The following is an 18,629-nucleotide window of genomic DNA, read 5'->3' as shown; positions in this document are numbered from 1 at the left end:
TTCAACCACGTGCCCGCATGGCGGGCTTTTCCAAGGAGCATTCAAATGAGTTCCGACTATTTCGTCAAGATCAAGGGCGCCGAAGGCGAATCCGACAAGAACGGCCACAAGGACGAGATCGAGATCGAGTCCTGGTCGTGGGGCGTCGCCAATGCCTCCAGCGCCAGCGTCGGCGGCGGCTCCGGCCTGGGCAAGGCCGCGCCCACCGACATCTCCTTCAGCGCGCCCATGAGCAAGGCCACGTCCAACCTGATCAAGATGTGCGCGAAGGGCGAGCATCTCGAAGAAGTGAAGCTGTCGGCACGCAAGTCGGCCGGCGGCCAGGAGGACTACCTGATCATCACGCTGAACGACGCCTTCGTGACCGGCGTCCACACCGGCGGCGCGGGGGGCGGCCAGACCTCGAGCACCACCTCCATCGCCTTCAAGAAGTTCAAGATCGAATACAAGATCCAGGACAACAAGACCGGCGCCGTCAAGCCTGGAACGGAATTCAAGTGGGACGTCGCCAAGAGCGACTTCTGAGCACGAAGGCCGGCTGACCGGGGCCGCCGCGCGGCGCGCGGCGCGCCTTGCGGCCGGCCCGGCTGAAGAAAAAACGTTCGCGCGCCCCGCGCGAACGCGAGGTCCCCGGACCTTGCGCCTGCACGCATTTCACTGTGGATGGCGCTCCCCCCGAATCGCGGAGGTTCAAAAAATGACAGTCGTTCTTCTCTCACCGCACTGGGCGGGGAATGCGCGCATCCAGCGCGCCGCCAACAACAACACGCCGATGCGCCAGCACGAACCCGACCGTGCCGCCGTGAAGCTGCTCCAGGAGGCGCTCATCCGTTCGGGCTTCCCCATGGCCGCCGGCGCCGATGGCGCGTTCGGGCCGCAGACCGCCAGCGCGGTCGTCGCGGCGGAAAAGCATTTCGGGTTCACCGTCGATCCGGGCTCGGCCGGCCGCGAGGTGATCGGCGCGCTCGACCTGTCGTTGCGCGGCTGGAAGCCACCGCCCGGCGCGCATTGGGGCGGCCTCATCGCCACGACGATTCTTCCGCTGGCGCAACGCAAGATCGGCGCGGCGCTCGGTGCACTGGCCGACGTGCGGACCATGCTGAGCTTCGGCAAGTTCGACTTCGTGACCGCCGACGGCGTCACGATGACGGCCCTGAAAACCCACTTCAAGCTGGTTCCTCCCGGCGGCACCAAGCTCGACCGCGAGGCCTTCATTTCACTGTCGACCATCGACCCGCTGATCGCCAACTTCCGCGGCATCCAGCGCACGCTGTCCAACAGCCACATGATCCGACACACGGTCTGCTCGCTGGGCTTAGACGTCGCCGCCGAGGCGCCTTTCGGGGGACCGGTTTCCTTCGGCCCGCCCTACTCGGATTTCAAGTTCGACCCGGTGGATGTGACCAACATCGACAAGACCGGGCCCAACTCGCTGGCGGCCATGATGATGCACGAGGCCACCCACGTCATCGACAGCCTGTCGGGCAACGACACCACCACGCACATCTCGGAATTCACCACGGCCTACGAGACGCAGAACGCCACCAACGCGCGCCACAACCCGAGCGCCTTCGCGACCTTCGCCGCCCACATCGATGCCAGGGAAGACCGGCCGCGCGCGCAGCGTTTCGGACTGGGCGAAGGGCGTCCGTTCTAGGCGCCGGGGCTTCAGGGCGCGATGTCCGGCAGCAGGCGCGTTTCGTCGCTGTCTTCCTGCATCACCCACAGCATGAGCGCCGTGTAGTTGTCGTACCCCGGCTTGGCGTTCGCCTGGACCTGGGTCTCCAGCTGTTCGGCCCATTGGCTGGGTGTGCGCGACGCGTGCAGCGTGTCGATCAGGCATCCATCGCCCAGGGGCTCCCACACGCCATCGCTGCACAGCAGCAGCACGTCGCCGGGCAGCAGCCGCATGCGGTCCGACACGGCGATGTCGGGCGGCTCTTCCACCGAGCCCAGCGCCGACAGCAGCATGTTGCGTTGCGGATGCAGCCGCGCGCCTTCTTCGTCGAGCATGCCGCCGGCCACCATCTGCTGCACCAGGCTGTGATCGGTGGTGCGCGCCACGATGGCGCCGCCGCGAAACAGGTAGGCCCGGCTGTCGCCGCTGTGCACCCAGGCCAGCGCCTGGCTCTCCAGGTCGATGGCCGCGAAGACGATGGTCGAGCGCATGCCCGCGAGCTTGCCGCCCTCGGCCTGTCGCGCCACCACGTCGAGGTTGGCCTGCACCACCAGTCCGCGCAGCGTGTCTTCGTCCAGGCCGGGCGCGGCCGAGAAGCCGCCCAGCACGCTGCTGCGCGCGGTGGCGGCCGCCACGTCGCCGCCGCCATGCCCACCGGCGCCATCGGCCACCAGGCAGGCGACGAATCGCTCGTCGTGCCAGTGCCCATGCACGTCTTCGTTGTAGCTGCGGCCGCCCTGTCTGGACAGCGTGACGATTTCGATTTCCAAGCGGGGTGCCTCGCTTCAGCCGTTGTTGTTGCTGCTGTTGTTGTTGCTGATGTCGTTCTGCTTCAGGCGCGCCATCTGCTCTTCGTAGGCTTCGAGGAAGGCCTTGCCGAAGAGGCTGTGGAAGTCGTCTTCCGCCTCGCTCGCGATGCCGCCGTAGAGCGACACGAACTGGTCCCAGAGCTTGGCCTTGCGGTTGGCGCTGAAGAGCGCGTCGAGCGCGGTCCTGGCGCTGATCTTCTTTTCCAGCTCCGCCGGCTCGAAGCGCCCGATGACGTGGGCCAGCGCCGCGCGCATGCCCACCATCACGCCGAACTGGTGCGCACGCAGGTCGTTGAAGGCGTCGCGCATCGCGGCCTCGGGCGGCATGAAGCCGCGCACGCCGGGGCCCAGCAGGTGCGCCAGCGCCACCTCGACCGTGGGCGAGAACTTGAGCGGATTGTTGGCCTGCGCCGCGATCATCGTGACCTCGGCGCGCACCTCGCGCTTGAACTCCTGGCGCGTGAGCAGCAGCTGCAGCGTGCCTTCGGTGGCACTGCGCAGCATCGATCCGATGCGCTCCATCAGGCCCGGCGTGAGCATTTCGGGCGGCTGGTGCGTGCTGGCCAGGCCGCGCAGGAAGGCCGCGAGCAACTCGTCGTCGGAGGCGCTGCGCTCGGCGGGTAGCGAGGCCCTGTGGACCGGCGGCGCTGCATAGGCCGGCGCGGGTGGCGGCATGGGGGCCACCGGTGGCTCGTAGGGCTTGCCGGCAACCTCCGGTCCGCTGATGCGGATCGGCTGGCCCGTCATGTCGTCGAACTGCGCCGGCGTCGGCGCGAATGCCTGCGCAGGGGGCGTGACGGCCTTCGGCGGCGTGAACCCGAACTGCTCGATCGGCAGGTGATCGGCACGCGGCACGGGCGTGGCCGGCGCGGCGCGTTGCAGCGCGGCCAGCGGATCGGCCGCGGACGCGGTGTTGGGCTGCAGCAGCGGATCGGCCAGTGGCGACAGCGCGAGCGGGTCGCCGCCGATGCCGCCACCGCCGCCCACTCCGCCGAACAGGTCGTCGATGCTGGCCGCCTTGCCATGCGAGAGCGGTGCGCCGAGGTCCGAGAAATCGTCGAGCGCGGCCAGGCCTGCGACAGGCGCGGCCGATGGCGTGGGCCCCAGCAGGTCCGCGAACGGATCGATCTGCGCGGCCTGCGCATTGCGCGAGCCGCTTTCCATCGGATCGGGGAACAGCAGCGAATCGGCACTGGCGGCGGGCGCTGCCTTTGCGTGCGCCGGCGGGGCAGCGGGCGTTGCGGGCGCCGGTGCACCCAGGCCCGCGAGCAGGTCGGCAAAGGGATCATCGCTCGACGACGCCGGTGCGCCCGACATCACGGTATTGGGTATCGCCAGTGAAGGCGAGGCCGTGGCCACCACGCGCACGCTGAGCTCGAAGCTGCCGACCACCAGCTGCGCCCCGTCGGTCAGCGCGGCTTCCTTGCCCGCGCCCAGCGACACGCCGTTGCACTGCATCGGGTTGCTGCCCCGGTCGATCACGAAGTACTGCCCGTCGCGGCACAGCACCTGCGCATGCACGCGCGACACCGTGCGGTCGGGGTCGTCCAGCACCAGCGTGTTGGTGTCGGCGCGGCCGATGGTGCCGCCGTTGGGTCCGAAGTCGGCCGCGATGGCGGGCCCCGCCGGAGCGCCTTGCCGGGTGATGACAGCGATGTGGATCATGAATCGGCCCCCGGGCGACGCCCAAATACCCCTCGCACGCGCGAGCGCGGAAACTCGAAGGAAGTATTCATTCCGTAGGGCACCTTGGCAATCTCGCCTTAAGAGGTATGCCGCCGATGGCGATGCGATCCACGCCGCGCGGCTGGCATCGTTCAGGCCGCCAGCAGCAGTATCTTGGGCTGGCTCGGCACCAGCCTGCAGCCGGGTGCGTTGGTGCTGTTCTGCAGCGACACGCTGGTCATGCGCGACGCCGGCATGCCCTTCAGCAGCACCGTGAAGGCACCCGTCAGGTGCCGGCTCGGCCCCATCACCATGCCCGACGCCACGCCGGTCGCCAGCCCGGGGTTGTCGCCGTTGGTCTGGGGAATGGTGGTGCCCAGGTTGTGCGCCGGCGCGCCCACGAAAAGAATGGTCGGGCAGTTGGGAATGGCCATCGGGCCCATCGCGATGTTGGGATAGGGAATGGGCACCGGACCGGCCGGGCTGGGCGTCAGGCAGACATCGGGGAACGCAGTGTCGGTTCCCATGAGTTGGCAGTTGGCGAACATGGCGTGCTCCGTTTCGGCTTGCTGTGACCTGCTGTGCTCAGCCCATGTGGATCTGCTCGCCGTCGAGCTTCACCAGGTTCTGCGCATCGGCCACCAGGTTGCCCGCATGCAGCTGCATCATCTGTTCGGCCCGATAGTCGACCTGCGTGGCGCGCACCTGGTCCATGCCCGCCACCGTGCGCTGGCTCCACCGCGAGAACTGGCTCACGCGGTCCGCAAAAGACTCCAGCATGTCGGCGATGAGCTTGACGCGGCCGAACGACCACGTCACTTCGCGGCCGACGCCGGTGACCTTGTCGATGGCAAAGGCCGCGCGCTTGCCCTGCACCGCCAGTTGCTCGCCGGCGAGCGTGAGGCGCTGTGCCTTCAGCGTCATCGCGCCGTCGGCGGACTCGAGCACGGCGCCGGCCGGCAGCACGACGCGGCTGCTCGCGGGGGCCTCGCCACGCTCCAGGACCGCGGTGACGTACATGCCCTGCGCAAGGTCGCCGGCCAGCCAGACCACGTTGCCGGCCTCGGGCGCCAGCAGGCAGCTTGCCGCCAGCGACACGCGCAGCTCGCCCTGCGCGGTGGCCACGCGGCAGCTGCCGTCGCCGTCCACGGCAAGCACCGTTCCGACGCCGTGCATCGGCGCGGCGCACAACTGCATCAGTTTCTTTTCGGGGCTGCCCATGTCGGCTCCTTGTCGTTCGTTGTCAGTTCAGGTTGAAGAAGCAACCGGCTGCGCCCGCCAGCCTTCGGCGGCCACCAGCTCCGGCTCGCTTTCGAGCGCGCGCGCCCGGTCGGAAAACTGCGCGTCGGCATCGGTGACCGCATGCAGGTTGGCGCGGAACATCGTGGCGCCCCGCAGGTCGGCGCGGCTCAGGTCGGCATGCGAGAAGTCGGCGTAGGTCAGTTCGCAATCGGTCATGCGCGCGCCTTCCAGCAACGCGCCGGCCCAGTTGGTCTGGTAAAGGTCGGCCGCGACGAACTGCGCGCCCTGCGCCTTCGCGCCGACGAACAGCGCCTGCGTCAGCACGGCCTTGTGGAAGCGCGCGGCCGAGATGTCGGCCTCCATGAAGATGGCGTTGGATGCGTGCGCCCCATCGAAGTTGGCACCGGCCAGCTGCGCGCCCTGGAAGTTCGCCTGCGCGATGCGGGCTTGCGAAAAGTCGCAGCCCGTCAGGTCGGCGTTCATGAACTGTGCGTTCAACAGCTGTTGCCCCGCAAAGGACTTGCCCGCCAGGTTGGCCTTGATGAACACCACGGTGTCGAACGCGGCACCACCGAAGCGGGCCTTGCGCAGATCGCATTCGAGCAGCACCGTGCGCTCCAGGTGCGCACCGGAAAAATCGACCTCGCCCACCTGGCAGTCGGTGAAGATCGCCTTCACCAGCCGGGCCTCCTTCAGCAGCAGCATGTTCAATGCGCAACCGGTGAACACCGCGAAGTCAAGCTGCGCGGCGCTCAGCGCCAGGCCGTCGATGCGGCACTGCGCGAAGGTGGTGTTGCGCACGGTGGCGCCGGTCATCACCACGCGCTCGAAACCCGATTCGACAAAGGCCGCGTCGGCCAGCAGGCAATCTTGCGCCTGCACCTTCGAGAAGCTGCATTGACGGAACTGGCTCTGCGTGAGGTCGGCGCGGTGCATCGTCGTGCGGTCGAAGCGGCAGCCATCGAACAGCGTGCCCGACAGGTCGGCATCGTCCAGCACCAGGCCCGAGAGGTCCTGCCCGATCACGGGCTCGGCCCGCTGGGCGCAACGCAGGAGTTCGGCCTTGTCCATGGTCGTCCGCCTCGGCTCGCCCGCTTCAGGCCGCTGCTGCCGCAGCAGGGCGGTGGCGCGGGTAGGTGCGCATGCGCGTGGCCAGCGCCTCGTCGAAGCGCACATTGAAGCCCACCTTCACGCGGGCCAGGTCGGCGCGAAAAAGGTTGGCACGCCGAAAGTCGGTTTCTTCCAGCGTTGCGTGCTGCAGCACCGCACCCCACAGGTTGGCCGCGCCGAAGTTCGCATGCCGCATGTCGGCCCGCACGAAGCGCGCTTCACGCAGCTGGGCACTGCGAAAGTCCGCGCGCTGCAGCGTGCACTCGCTGAAGTCGCTGCCGTTGAGCAAGGCATTGCCGAAGTGCGCGCCGGAAAGCTCGGCGCCGCGGAAGTTCATGCTGGGCAACTGGGCCGCGCCGAAGTCGGCACCCGTCAGCACGCAGCCCTGCGCAAAGCAGCCCGAGGCAATCCGCAGGCCCCTGAAGCCGGCGCCGGGCGCCACGATGCCGACGAAGCCGCACTTCCCGAACACCGCGTCGCTGAAGTCCACGCCCGAGAGATCGCATTCGACGAAGGCGCACTGCTTGAAGCGCGCGCCCGTGAACCGGCAGCCACGCAGGTCGTTCTTGACGAACACCAGCAACGCATCGCACACCGCGCCGGAGCAATCGACGCCGCCCAGTTGCGCCTGGCCGAGCCGGATGCCGTCCAGCCGTGCGCCGCGCATGTCGATGTCGCTCAGGCGTGCGTCGTCGAAGGTGGCGCCCCCCAGGTCGGCGCCCGCGAAGTTGACCTTCGACAGGCGCGCGCCACCCAGGTTGGCGCCCTGCAGGTTGGCGCCGTCCAGCTGCGTCGATTGCAGCGTGGCATGCGCCAGCACGGCGCCGTGCAGGTCGGCGCCGCCCAGTTCGGTGCCGGTGAGGTTTGCGTTTTCCAGCAGCGCCTCGCCCAGCTGCGCGCCCTTCAGGTCGAGCCCAGCCAGGTTGGCGCCGCTCAGGTCCCAACCGGTGAACGGCAGGCCCTTGGCGTGGTGCGCCCGCACGCGCACGCGCAGGGCCTCGGCGGCATCGTTCGGCAACCGATCGACCGCCGGCTGCATGTGCGCGGCCATGCGATAGCCCGCCAGCTGCTGCGCATCGCCCTCGGCCCATTGCGCCATGCGCTTGCTGTCGCCGAGCATGTCCTCGAACTCCGAGACGTCGCTGCCCAGGGCCTTGCCGTGCGCGATCTGCCGGATGAACTCGCGCTTCAGGTCTTCGGCGAAAGGCTTGGGCGGGCCACGCGTTTCCAGGCCCGCCATCTCGCGTTCGATCGGCGCGAAGTCGAGCTTCTCGCGCGCGAAGATGGCACGCACGTCTTCGGTGGTGGCCGCCTTTTCGGCCGCCATGCGGGCGGGCGCCTTCGCGCCTTCGTCCGCCATCTCGGCCTGCAGCCGGATCAGGTCGTCGATGGTGCGCACCTCGGGCGTGGGCGGTCCCTTGACGGGTGGCGCGTGTTCGTCGGCATCGAGCCCGAGCGCCGCCACGTCGGCACGCGCCTGCGCGCGGTCGGCCTCGGCGCGCTGCAGCGACCGGTCGAGTGCGCGGTTCGAAAAAGCCGCGGGGTCGAACAGCGGCACCACCAGGTCCGCCGGCATCAGGTCTTCTTCGCGCAGCGACTCCAGCGTGCCGTTCTTACGGTCCAGCCGTTTGTCTCGCACGGCCAGGTAGTGGAGCGCCTCGCGCGGCTGGTCCAGCCGCTCCACCGCCGCCATCAGATGAACGATGTCGGCGCCGTCGTCCTCGGCCACCTCGTGCATGCCCTGCGAGATCAGGATGGCGCGCTCGGCATCCGGGAAGAACCAGGCGGTGCGCAGCTGCAGCCGCAGCTCCTTGAACTTGTCTTCGCCACCCGTGCGGTGCGTGACGAAGGCGCGGGCCTTCAGCCCCGGCAGGCGGCCTTCGAGCCGGGCCACGGCGGGATGCATGTTGCGGAACGAATAGGGCTCATCGCCGGTGAAAGGCGCCACCTGTTGCTGGTCCACCGACGCGATGTTGAAGAAGCCCCAGTCGGTGTCGTTGGCAATGCCCGGAAAGTCCTGCTTGAGCCAGGCCTCGTCATACGTGCCGCGCTGCGCCGCGCGCTGCGGCCACATCTGGTCGATGGGCCCGAAGCCTACGGGCGTTGCGCGGTCTGCAGGAGCCGCCAGCGGCGCGCGCGGATCTTCGATGTTCGGCAGCCAGTGCACGCGCCCCGCCGGCGTGTCGACGGGCGCGGCGCCCAGCCCCAGCGGGTTCTCGGCAAACTCCGCGCCGCCATAGGCATGCGCCCAGTCCAGCGGCATGGCGGCAAAGCCCTGCGGCGGCGAGGCGTGCGCGCCGTCCCAGTGGCGCCGTCCGCGCACCAGCAGCGCCTTGCGCAGGCCGCCCACCTGGGCCTCGACCGCGCAGCCGGTGTCGTCCTTCGCGTCGAGCGGATAGGCCGACCCCGACACCAGGTATTCCGAGCGCCCGCGCACGCATCCTTCTTCGAGGATGCCCTTGGCTTCCGGGCGCGTGGCCCAGAACTTCCACAGGTCCATTTCCTGGCGCAAGGGCCGCTCGCCGCCCAGCTCGATGAACATCAGCACCGACACGCCGAACCACTTCTTCCCGCGGAACTCGAAGTTGCGCGCGATCAGCGAGGCGGTGGTGGGCTTGAAGACCTTCATGGCGGGCAATGCACGGCAGCTACAAAATGAGCTTGAGCGTGTCCATCTCGATGTTGGTCGCGCACGAAAGCGCGGCCAGCGCGTCCATCTGCGCGACGCTCATGCCCTTGGAAAGAACGTCGGCACCCACGCGTTCGAACTTGAAGCCTATCAACGCGTTCGACGAGCCCGTGGCCTCGATCTTCGCGGCGTTGGCTTCCATGGCGAGCACGTTGAAATCGAGCTTGCTGGCATAGCCTTCCTTGATGGTGCCGCCCACCTGGCACAGCTGGAAGTCGACGATGTTGGTGCCGCCCGGCGCCACCAGCGTGAAGCCCGCCGGCGCGGTGATGGTCACGGGGCCGCCTGCCGTCAGCGACCACGCCGCGCCGATGGTCTGCGTGAGCCCGGCGCCAATGCTCTGCGTCATCGCGGCACCCACCGTCTGCGTCACGCCGGCGCCCACGGTGTCGGTGCGGTTGGCGCCGACGGTGATGGTTTCGTTGGCGGCCACGGTCAGGTCGCGGTTGGCGCCGATGGTCACGGTCTCGTTGACGCCCACCGATTCGGTGCGGTTGCTGCCAATGGTGATTTTCTCGTTGGCACCGACCTGCTCGGTGCGGTTGCTGCCGATGGTGATCTTCTCGTCCACGCCGACCTTTTCGGTGCGATTGTTCTTGACCTCGACGTTCTCGTCGTTGTCGATGGTCTTCTTGCGGTCGTGCCCGACCCAATGCGTTTCGTCCGCCTCGACCTCGATGTCCTGGTTTTTCTCGGCGTGCAGGAAGACCTGCTCCTTGCCCTTCTCGTCGTCGAAGCGGAACTCGTTGAAGTTCGACGCATTGCCCTTGGGCGTGGAGCGCGTGCGAAAGCCGCTTTGCGTGTGCGACTTGAACGGAATGGGCTGGTCGTCGTTGTACATGCGCCCGACGATGATGGGCCGGTCGGGGTCGCCGTTGAGAAAATCGACGATCACCTCCTGCCCGACGCGCGGAATGAAATAACCGCCCCAGCCCTTGCCGGCCCACGGCTGCGAGACGCGCACCCAGCAGGTGGACTTTTCATTGCTGTGGTCGTAGCGGTCCCACGGAAAGTGGACCTTCACGCGGCCCAGGTCGTCGGCGTAGATTTCCTTGCCCTCGGGGCCCACCACGATGGCCGTCTGCGGCCCCGGCATGCGCACGCGCGGCGTGACGCGCGGCGGCCGGAAGGGCGTGGAGATCGGCACCGAGGTAATGAGGAACTCGCGCGAACCCCACTGCGCCGCGGTAAACGCCGCCGACTGGCCAATGATCTGCGTGAGCTGCTGCAGGTGCTCGGCGTTCGGCCGGTCGTCTTCGAGCAGGCCCTGCAGGATGGGCAGCAGGTTCTGCGCACTCGACGTGTCGGTGCCCTCGTAGCCGGGATGCGTGACCACGAACAGGCAGCTCACGATGAGCTGCTCGGTGCCGATATCGTCCGCCGACGAAATCGAATGGAACTTGGTGCGCCGCCCCACCGCCACATCGGCCCACGGCGTGATGGCCCAGTAGAGCTTGCGGCGCGCGGCCAGCTCTTCCATGCGGACCTTCGCGGCCTTGTCGGAGTCGGCATCGCGGAAGTAGCCGCCCGGATACTCGAACACCTCCAGGTCGGACAGCTCGTGCTCCGCCGCATCGGCATTGCTGCCGCGCAGCGGCTTGCGGATGGCCTTGAAGTCGATGTCGTGCGACGCGTACTTGCCCGAGGCATACAGCGACGCATCGATCAATTGGCGAAACTCGTTGAAGCGCGGCTCCGACACGCCGGGGCCCAGCTGGCCGATCGACGCGGCCGCGGGCAGGGGCTGGTGCGCCAGGTCGCTGGCATCCGACAGGTACATGGTGCCGGGCGCGTCGTGGGCATCGAACCAGTAGTAGATGCCTTCTTCTTCGAGCAGCCGCGAAATGAACTGGAAGTCGCTCTCCTGGTGCTGCACGCAGTAGGGCCGCTTCTTGTGCTCGCCGATCACGCCGTCGGGCTTGACCTTCTTCAGCTGCCGGATGGGCCCGTCCTCGATGACGGCGTCCATCGCCTGCAGCACGGTCTGCCCCTGGAAGATGCGCGAGTTGACGCGCTTCTCGAGCAGCCAGAACCACGACCGCAGGCTGATCGAATACTCGAAGTAGCGTCCCACGGCACCACGGCGCGAAAAGCGCACGGCGTGCCCCTTGCAGTGCCGCTCGTGCGTGCCGCCGTCGGCATCGTCGAAGCCCAGCACCAGGTCGAAGGCATGCCCCAGTATTTCCTTGGGCGCGATGTCGTTGCGCTTGGACAGCACCCGCATCTCGTAGGTCGACGGCTGGCTCAGGGCTTCATGGCCCACCACGGTCCAGAACATCAGGTCCGGGCCCGCGGGCGATTCCGTGTCGATTCGATACTCGTCTGAAGTCATGGCGCCGCTTCCTGGTGATGTCTGTCAATCGAAGGCGTAAGTGAAGTCGGCGTCCTTCACGTCCAGCGCGACGCGGCGGATTTCTCCGCCCGAGGCCAGGCGCTGCAGGTACTCGACGGAAATGGTCGGCAGCACGGTGTTCGTCAAGATTGCATCGATCACGCGGCCGCCCGACTCCGGGTCCTGGCAACGCGCCACCACCTGCTCGACCACCGCCTCGCTGTAGTCGAAGGGCACGCCATGGTTGGCCTCCACGCGCTTCTTGATGCGGCCCAACTGCAGCCGCACGATCTTCTTCATCATGTCGGGCGACAGCGGGTAATAGGGAATGGTGACGATGCGGCCCAGCAGCGCGGGCGGGAACACCTTCATCAGCGGCGCCTTCAGCGCATCGGCCAGGCTGTTGGGCTCGGGCAGCAGCTCGGGGTCGCGGCACATGCTCATGACCAGTTCGCTGCCGGCGTTGGTGGTCAGCAGGATGATCGTGTTCTTGAAATCGATCATGCGGCCCTCGCCGTCTTCCATCCAGCCCTTGTCGAAGACCTGGAAGAAAATTTCGTGCACGTCGGGGTGGGCCTTTTCCACTTCGTCCAGCAGCACCACGCTGTAAGGGCGGCGGCGCACCGCCTCGGTCAGGATGCCGCCTTCGCCGTAGCCCACGTAGCCCGGCGGCGCGCCCTTGAGCGTGGAGACGGTGTGCGCCTCCTGGAACTCGCTCATGTTGATGGTGATGATGTTCTGCTCGCCGCCGTACAGCGCCTCGGCCAGCGCCAATGCGGTCTCGGTCTTGCCGACACCCGAGGTGCCGCAGAGCATGAACACGCCGATGGGCTTCTGCGGGTTGTCCAGCCGCGCGCGCGAAGTCTGGATGCGGCGCGCGATCATTTCCAGCCCGTGCTTCTGGCCGATGACGCGCTGGTTGAGCGTGTCGGCCAGCTTGAGCACCGCCTCGACTTCGTTCTTGACCATGCGGCCGACGGGAATGCCGGTCCAGTCCGCGACCACGGAGGCCACGGCCTGCTCATCGACCGAAGGAAGAATGAGCGGCGACTCGCCCTGCACCGCATGGATCTTTGCCTGCAGTTCATGCAACTCCGCAAGCAGCACCGCCCTGTCTTCGCTCCCTGCACCCGTCTCTCCCCCTCCCCTTCCGGGGGAGGGTTGGGGTGGGGGCACGGCGGCCTTCGCGTTGCCCTCGGCCTGCGAAGCATCCACAGGCTTGTTCCCCGCGCGCAACTTGCTTCGCAGTTCCAGCAGCCGGTCGACCAGCCCCTTCTCTTCCTGCCAGCGCGCATTCAACGCATCGAGCTGTACCTTCGATTCGGCCAGCAGCGCCGCGACCTGCGCCGCACGCTTGGTCACGTCGATGCCGATGGCTTCCTCGCGGCCGATGATCTCCTGCTCGACCGTGAGCCCTTCGATGCGGCGCATGCAGTCTTCCACCTCGGGCGGCGTGGCGTGCTGCGACACGGCCACGCGCGCGCAGGCCGTATCGAGCAGGCTCACGGCCTTGTCCGGCAACTGGCGCGCGGGAATGTAGCGGTGGCTCAGCTTCACGGCCGCCTCGATGGCTTCGTCGAGCAGTTGCACGCGGTGGTGTTTTTCGAGCACGCTGGCCACGCCGCGCAGCATCAGGATCGCCTTGGTCTCGTCGGGCTCGGGCACCTGCACGACCTGGAAGCGCCGCGTGAGCGCCGGGTCTTTCTCGATGTACTTCTTGTACTCGGCCCAGGTGGTGGCGCCGATGGTGCGCAGGTTGCCGCGGGCCAGCGCGGGCTTGAGCAGGTTGGCCGCGTCGCCGGTGCCGGCCGCGCCACCCGCGCCCACCAGCGTGTGGATCTCGTCGATGAACAAGATGATCGGCGTGGGCGAGCTCTGCACCTCGTCGATGACCTGGCGCAGGCGCTGCTCGAACTCGCCCTTCATGCTCGCGCCGGCCTGCAGCAGGCCGATGTCGAGCGTGAGCAGCTTCACGTCTTTCAGCTGCGGCGGCACGTCGCCGCGCGCCAGGCGCTGCGCGAAGCCTTCGACCACCGCCGTCTTGCCCACGCCGGCCTCGCCGGTGAGCAGCGGGTTGTTCTGCCGGCGCCGCATGAGGATGTCGACGATCTGTCGGATCTCTTCGTCGCGCCCGGTCACCGGGTCCATCTCGCCCTTCTTGGCCTTCTCGGTGAGATCGACCGCGAACTTCTTCAGCGCATCGCCCTTGCCCATGGCGGCCGGCGCCATGGCGCCCGAGTCTTCGCCCGGTGCGCCGCTGCCCATGCCGGTGCCGTCCTGAGCGCGCATCTGCGCTTCGGGCGAGGCGTCGCAGATCTTCGGAAAGTTGTCGGCCAGGTCTTCGACCTTGATCTTCTCGAACTGCTTCGACAAACCGAACAGCGGATTGCGCAGGCTCTGCGTCTTCAGCATGCCGACCAGGATGTAGCCGGTGCGCACCTGCGCCTCGCCGAACTGCAGCGTGGCATAGGTCCACGCACGTTCGATGGCGTTCTCGATGTGCGGAGAAAAATCGCTGATGGCGGTGGCGCCGCGCGGCAGGCGGTCGAGCGCGGCCGTCATGTCTTTCGCGATGACCGACACGTCGAGCCCGTAGTGCTGGATCACGCGGTGCAGGTCGGAGTCCTGCGCCTGCAGCAACTGGGCGAACCAGTGCTCCAGCTCCACGTACGGGTTGCCGCGCATCTTGCAGAACACCGTGGCGCCTTCGATGGCCTTGTAGGCCAGCGAGTTGAGTTTGCCGAAAAGGGCGGTGCGGCTGATTTCACTCATGGAGGACTCCGTATCTCGTCTGGACGAATGAGGCTGGACAAATTGAAAGTCTTGAAGGTCTTGAAAGGCGGAGCCGCATCAATGCGCTCCCGAAGGTTGCCGGTTGGCGATGCGCACGTCGGCCGCGTCGCGGGTGCGCGTGCGCTCGCCGAGCCACGAGACCCAGCCCAACCGCGGCGCATTGCCCCTGGCCTGGCCCAGGCGCGTGGTGGGAACCTGCACTTTTTCGAGCACCAGCTCGGCGTCCCATTCGAGCTCGTCGCCCAGCAGCTGCTGCATCCAGCGCTGCAGCACCGGCTGCGCAGTGCCCACCTCGCGCGTCGGCAGGAACATGCGGTACTGCTCGAGCGTGAGCGGCCCCAGGTGCAGCCGCACGCGGTGCTGCCGGTCCCAGGCGCGCGTGCCGAGCATGGCGCCCATGCCCATCGAACGCGAGCTCTCGCCCTGCCCCAGCCGCGTGAACTCGCCGGCCGGCAGGCTCATCCAGTGGCCGACCCAGCGCTCCAGCGTCACCGGCACGCCGAAGTAGCTGCACAACACCGACTCCACGCTCTCGACGTTGTGCACGCGGCGCGCGAGCCAGCCCGAAAAATGCAGCCGCGCGTCGTCGTGGATCTCGTCGCGCGCCGTGCGGCCCGGCGCACCGATGCCCACCAGCGCACCGATCTGCAGCCTGAAGCGGTCTTCGCCCGGACGGTCCAGTGCCACGGCCGGCCGCGACTGCGCCCAGGCCCGGTAGAAATGCAGCGAGAAGCGATGCAGGAAGGTGTCGAGAAAAGCCAGCCAGGTCGGGTCGCCGTGGTTCAGGCTGCGCTCGCGAATGAAGTCGCTCATGTGCACCGGCAACGGCCCGTTGGGTCCGATGTAGCCGAAGAACTGCTGGCGCAGGCGCGGCGGCGAATGCGCGGTGGCCGGCTCGAAGCGGCTGAAGCTGGCCGGCGCGAACGAGAGCGAAGGCTCCTGCCCCACGCGCACCGGCTCCGCGCTGGGCAGCAGCGCACGGCCCCAGCGCGGCGTGGTGCCGGCGACCGACTCCAGCCGGCGCATCACCGCGAAGTAATCGAAGGACCACGGCTGCGCCGACCACGCATTCAATGTGGCATCGACGCGGGCGCTCACAGAATCTGCCGTGTCCCGCACAGCGGCCTCCAGCGCATGGTCTCGCCCTTGCCCGACACGCGCAGCACGGTCTCGACGAAATGGTTCACCTCGACATGGCGCGCCAGGTAGCGCGCCAGCACGGCGCCGAACAGGAACACGCTGTGGCCATGAAAGGCGTCCTTGTCGACTTCGAGCGTGACCTCGAGCCCGCGCCCGAAGGCGATCGGGCCTTTGAGCGGCAGCCGGCGCGCCACCGGCTTGTTCCTGACCGACAGCAGGCCGCGCACCTGGCCCTGGCGCATTTCGTCGGCATGCACGGCATAGAGCATCAGCGTCTCGCGCAGCGCGGCGGCGCCCTGCTCGGGCGAGCTGTCCGACAGCGACAGGTAGTTGAGCGCCAGGTGGTCGACCACGCGCCAGCCCAGCCCCTGGCTCACCACCGGCGACACCGGCCGGGACGGCCCGCGCACCATGCGCACGCGCTGCACCGGAAAGGAGTCGATGCAATCGAAATCGTTGTCGCGGCCCAGCGGCATCAGCAGCGGCAGGTCGCGGTTGGTGCACAGCGCCGTCACCGCGAGCTGCCGCAGCGTGGCCGCGTAAGGCGCCTGCTGCGGATCGACGATCTGCATGTAGACCTCGGAGCCGATGTGGCTGCTGCGGTTGCCCTCGGTCCGCTGGCGCACCGACAGCATGCGCGGCTCGCGCGTGGTCGTGAAGTACGCCGGGTGGCTGAGCCGGCTGTCGTGGAAGGCCGAATAGAAAGGCCGGAACGGCTGCTCGGCCGCCGCCGCGCCGGCACCGGGCGCGCCATGGCCGATGACCTCGGTGACGGTGTGCACCTCGAAGTCCTGCGGCCGCGTGCGGTCGGGCACCAGGTGGAACTGGCTCACGCCCTCGTTCACAGGCACGCGGTCGAGCCGCTTGGCGAAGAGGTTGACGGCCGGCACGCAATGCAGCTGCACGTTGTCGGCGCTTACCAGTTTCTCGAGCGCCGCGTCGCCGCGCGAGAACAGCAGCACGATCTCGACCTCGGCCACGTCCATGGTCGCCAGCAGCGGCTTCAGTCCGCCGATGCGCGCGAACTGGAAACGCTGCGGAAACGCGAAGTACTCCTGCAGCAGCCTGAAGCCCGAGAAGCCGGTGGCGGTGGTGGGCAGCAGCGCCTCGTCTTCCTCGAAGCCGACGGCACCGATGGCGCTGCCCGGCAGGCTCTGCGCCGTGCCCTGCAATGCGCCGCCGGGCGACAGCGGCCGCACCAGCACGCCCACGGGCTGGCCCAGTGCGCATTCGTGCAACTGCCAGGCCACGTCTTCGGCACCGCCGAAATGCAGCACCAGTTCGTCGAGTGCGATGCGGCTGAAGCTCAGGCCGGCCGTGGCGCGCAGCCCGATGCGCAGCCCGCCGCGAATGGCGCGCGACTGCGGGTGCGTGTTCAGCGGCAGGTCGGGCGCGTAGGTGAAGTACTGGGCGCGTTGCACCTCGATGGGCCAGATGCGCAGCGCGCTCGCGGTGCGGAACTCGCAGTGCGTGTTCTGCCCCACGGCCTGTCGCGCGCGCAGGCCGCTGCCGCGCGGCAGCGTCGGGCCGGTCGCAAGATTGGCGTCGTCGGGGTCGGGCACGAAAGACAGCACCATCATCGCCGGCGTGGGCGCCAGGAAATTCGGATAGACGATGTCGAGCAGGTGGCCGGTGAAGCGCGGGTACTCGGCATCGAGCTTCAGGCCGACGCGCGCCGAAAGGAATGCCGTGGCCTCGATCAGCCGCTCCACATACGGGTCGGCCACTTCCTGCCCCTCGATGCCCAGGCGCTGCGCGATCTTCGGAAACGCGCGCGCAAACTCGGCGGCGCTTTCGCGGAAGTAGCGCAGTTCCTGCTCGTAGAGGCTCAGCAGCCGAGGGTCCATGCCGGACTTACCTTGCGTTTTGCGCCATGTCGACAATCTCTATGCGGCCTTCTTCGAGATCAACTCGGCTTCGCATCAGGAACTCGAGCGGCACGGGCTGCGCCCACAGCATGCCGCGTATCTGCAGGCCGATGCTGTTGTGGGAGTCCAGTGCCGGGCCTTCCATGACAAGTTCCACTTCGAGAGTGCGGGACAAAATGCGCGGCTCGAACTGCAGGATTGCGTTCTTCAAAGCCTGTTCCATGCTGACACGCTGCACCGACGAGGTGAACTGGCCAGACAGCATAGGCAATCCGTAGTTGAGGACAGAGCGCGCCACGTTGGGGTACTGCCTGTCGTCCATCGAGAGGCCATGGCCGGTGGCGTTGAAGAGCCAGCCCAGGTCGCGCAGCACGGCCTGGCGCAGCGCCTGCTTGGTCAGCGTGCGCTTCTCGTCGCCCTCGCGCTTTTCGTCGGGGGCGTGGTCGACGAGGCGGTCGAGCAGCGAAGGCTGCAGCCGCTCCTGCGCGGTGAGTTCAGCCATCGACAGCGCCTTCGGGCGTGAACAGTATTTCGCGCACGTCCATCAGCGCGTACTCGCCCGCGTCGCTGCCCAGCACGCGCTGGCCGTAGCCGGCCCACACCTCGGGCCGCAGCTCGCGCCACTCGGTCTTGCGCGCGAGCCGCAGCTCGCCGTCCTCGGTTTTCTCGGTGCCTTCGTAGCGGGTGGGAATCAGCGCCAGCGTCTCGCCGCCGTTCTCGAACTGCAGGTGCGCGGGCATCCACACGCAGTCGCGCAGGTCTTCGGGCGGATCGATCTTGATGTGCGCCAGCCGCGCGTACGGAATCCAGTAGTACTTGCCGTTGACGAAGGCTTCGAGCACCGGGCCCAGCCGCATGTCGGCATCGGCCAGCCACGCGAAGGGCGCGCCGTCGATGGTGCCCGCGATGGCCGGCGCACTGTCGAAGGCACGCTGGCGCAGGTCTTCGGCCAGCTCCGGTTCGCCGCGCCCCTGGCGCAGCAGCGACTCGATGAGCAGCGCCAGCCACTCGTCGGGCTGGCCGAAGATCATCGGCGTGCGGGTGCCGGCAAACACTTCGGCACGCAGGCCCTCGCAGCGCACGGCATCGCCATACACCTGCTTCATGGGCACGGCGAGCGCGTCGAGTTCGGCCGCCACGGTGAGCTGGTTGAGCGCGCGCTCCCATTGCCCGAGCACGCACAGCAGCTGCGCCATGAAGACCCGGTGCTTGCTGTCGGCGGGTTTGGCGCGCACGTCGTCGCTCAGGGCCTTGAGGGCGGCCACGGGGTCGGCGGCCTTGAGGTGTTCGGCGGCATTCATGG

14 protein-coding genes are annotated in these 18,629 nt (G+C 68.0%); 2 read left to right on the top strand and 12 right to left on the bottom strand.

Annotated features, from left to right (window positions below; translation table 11 throughout):
* The first annotated feature begins 45 nt into the window (after positions 1–45).
* Both DBV14_RS26330 and DBV14_RS26325 read left to right on the top strand, forming a co-directional pair.
* Positions 46–525 (top strand): type VI secretion system tube protein Hcp, encoded by a 480-nt coding sequence (locus DBV14_RS26330; protein ID WP_124463693.1) that lies wholly within the window; start codon positions 46–48, stop codon positions 523–525.
* Positions 526–697: 172 nt separating this feature from the next.
* Complete coding sequence (locus DBV14_RS26325; RefSeq protein WP_124463691.1) at positions 698–1,657, top strand: peptidoglycan-binding protein; 960 nt, start codon at positions 698–700, stop codon at positions 1,655–1,657.
* A gap of 11 nt (positions 1,658–1,668) precedes the next feature.
* Here the strand turns inward: DBV14_RS26325 and DBV14_RS26320 are convergent, their stop codons facing one another.
* The 12 genes from DBV14_RS26320 to DBV14_RS26265 form a co-directional block, all read right to left on the bottom strand.
* Positions 1,669–2,448, bottom strand: a complete 780-nt coding sequence (locus DBV14_RS26320; RefSeq protein WP_124463689.1) for a PP2C family serine/threonine-protein phosphatase — start codon at positions 2,446–2,448, stop codon at positions 1,669–1,671.
* A 15-nt stretch (positions 2,449–2,463) separates the two neighbouring features.
* Positions 2,464–4,152, bottom strand: a complete 1,689-nt coding sequence (gene tagH, locus DBV14_RS26315; protein ID WP_124463687.1) for a type VI secretion system-associated FHA domain protein TagH — start codon at positions 4,150–4,152, stop codon at positions 2,464–2,466.
* Positions 4,153–4,304: 152 nt separating this feature from the next.
* Positions 4,305–4,700 (bottom strand): DUF4150 domain-containing protein, encoded by a 396-nt coding sequence (locus DBV14_RS26310; RefSeq protein WP_124463685.1) that lies wholly within the window; start codon positions 4,698–4,700, stop codon positions 4,305–4,307.
* 37 nt (positions 4,701–4,737) lie between these two features.
* Positions 4,738–5,373, bottom strand: a complete 636-nt coding sequence (locus DBV14_RS26305; protein WP_124463683.1) for a DUF3540 domain-containing protein — start codon at positions 5,371–5,373, stop codon at positions 4,738–4,740.
* A 27-nt stretch (positions 5,374–5,400) separates the two neighbouring features.
* The gene (locus tag DBV14_RS26300; RefSeq protein WP_185546132.1) at positions 5,401–6,465 is read right to left on the bottom strand and encodes a pentapeptide repeat-containing protein; all 1,065 of its coding nucleotides are present in this window, start codon (positions 6,463–6,465) and stop codon (positions 5,401–5,403) included.
* A gap of 25 nt (positions 6,466–6,490) precedes the next feature.
* The gene (locus DBV14_RS26295; protein WP_124463679.1) at positions 6,491–9,133 is read right to left on the bottom strand and encodes a DUF2169 domain-containing protein; all 2,643 of its coding nucleotides are present in this window, start codon (positions 9,131–9,133) and stop codon (positions 6,491–6,493) included.
* A 19-nt stretch (positions 9,134–9,152) separates the two neighbouring features.
* Positions 9,153–11,525 (bottom strand): type VI secretion system Vgr family protein, encoded by a 2,373-nt coding sequence (locus tag DBV14_RS26290; protein WP_124463678.1) that lies wholly within the window; start codon positions 11,523–11,525, stop codon positions 9,153–9,155.
* 24 nt (positions 11,526–11,549) lie between these two features.
* A complete protein-coding gene (gene tssH / locus DBV14_RS26285) occupies positions 11,550–14,297 on the bottom strand; it encodes a type VI secretion system ATPase TssH (RefSeq protein ID WP_124463676.1) in 2,748 nt (915 codons plus the stop codon).
* 78 nt (positions 14,298–14,375) lie between these two features.
* On the bottom strand, positions 14,376–15,416 hold the full coding sequence (gene tssG, locus DBV14_RS26280) for a type VI secretion system baseplate subunit TssG (RefSeq protein ID WP_260397239.1): 1,041 nt from the start codon (positions 15,414–15,416) through the stop codon (positions 14,376–14,378).
* Complete coding sequence (tssF, locus tag DBV14_RS26275; protein ID WP_124463672.1) at positions 15,413–17,305, bottom strand: type VI secretion system baseplate subunit TssF; 1,893 nt, start codon at positions 17,303–17,305, stop codon at positions 15,413–15,415. Before tssF ends, tssG begins: the two co-directional genes overlap by 4 nt.
* Positions 17,306–17,312: 7 nt before the next feature.
* On the bottom strand, positions 17,313–17,828 hold the full coding sequence (tssE, locus tag DBV14_RS26270; RefSeq protein ID WP_124463669.1) for a type VI secretion system baseplate subunit TssE: 516 nt from the start codon (positions 17,826–17,828) through the stop codon (positions 17,313–17,315).
* The gene (locus DBV14_RS26265) at positions 17,821–18,627 is read right to left on the bottom strand and encodes a type VI secretion system accessory protein TagJ (RefSeq protein WP_124463667.1); all 807 of its coding nucleotides are present in this window, start codon (positions 18,625–18,627) and stop codon (positions 17,821–17,823) included. The genes tssE and DBV14_RS26265 overlap by 8 nt, the downstream gene beginning before the upstream one ends.
* Positions 18,628–18,629: the final 2 nt, after the last annotated feature.

The organism is Variovorax sp. KBW07 (assembly GCF_003852515.1).
Lineage (GTDB): Bacteria > Pseudomonadota > Gammaproteobacteria > Burkholderiales > Burkholderiaceae_C > Variovorax.
This window is presented reverse-complemented; position numbering and strand designations above follow the sequence as displayed.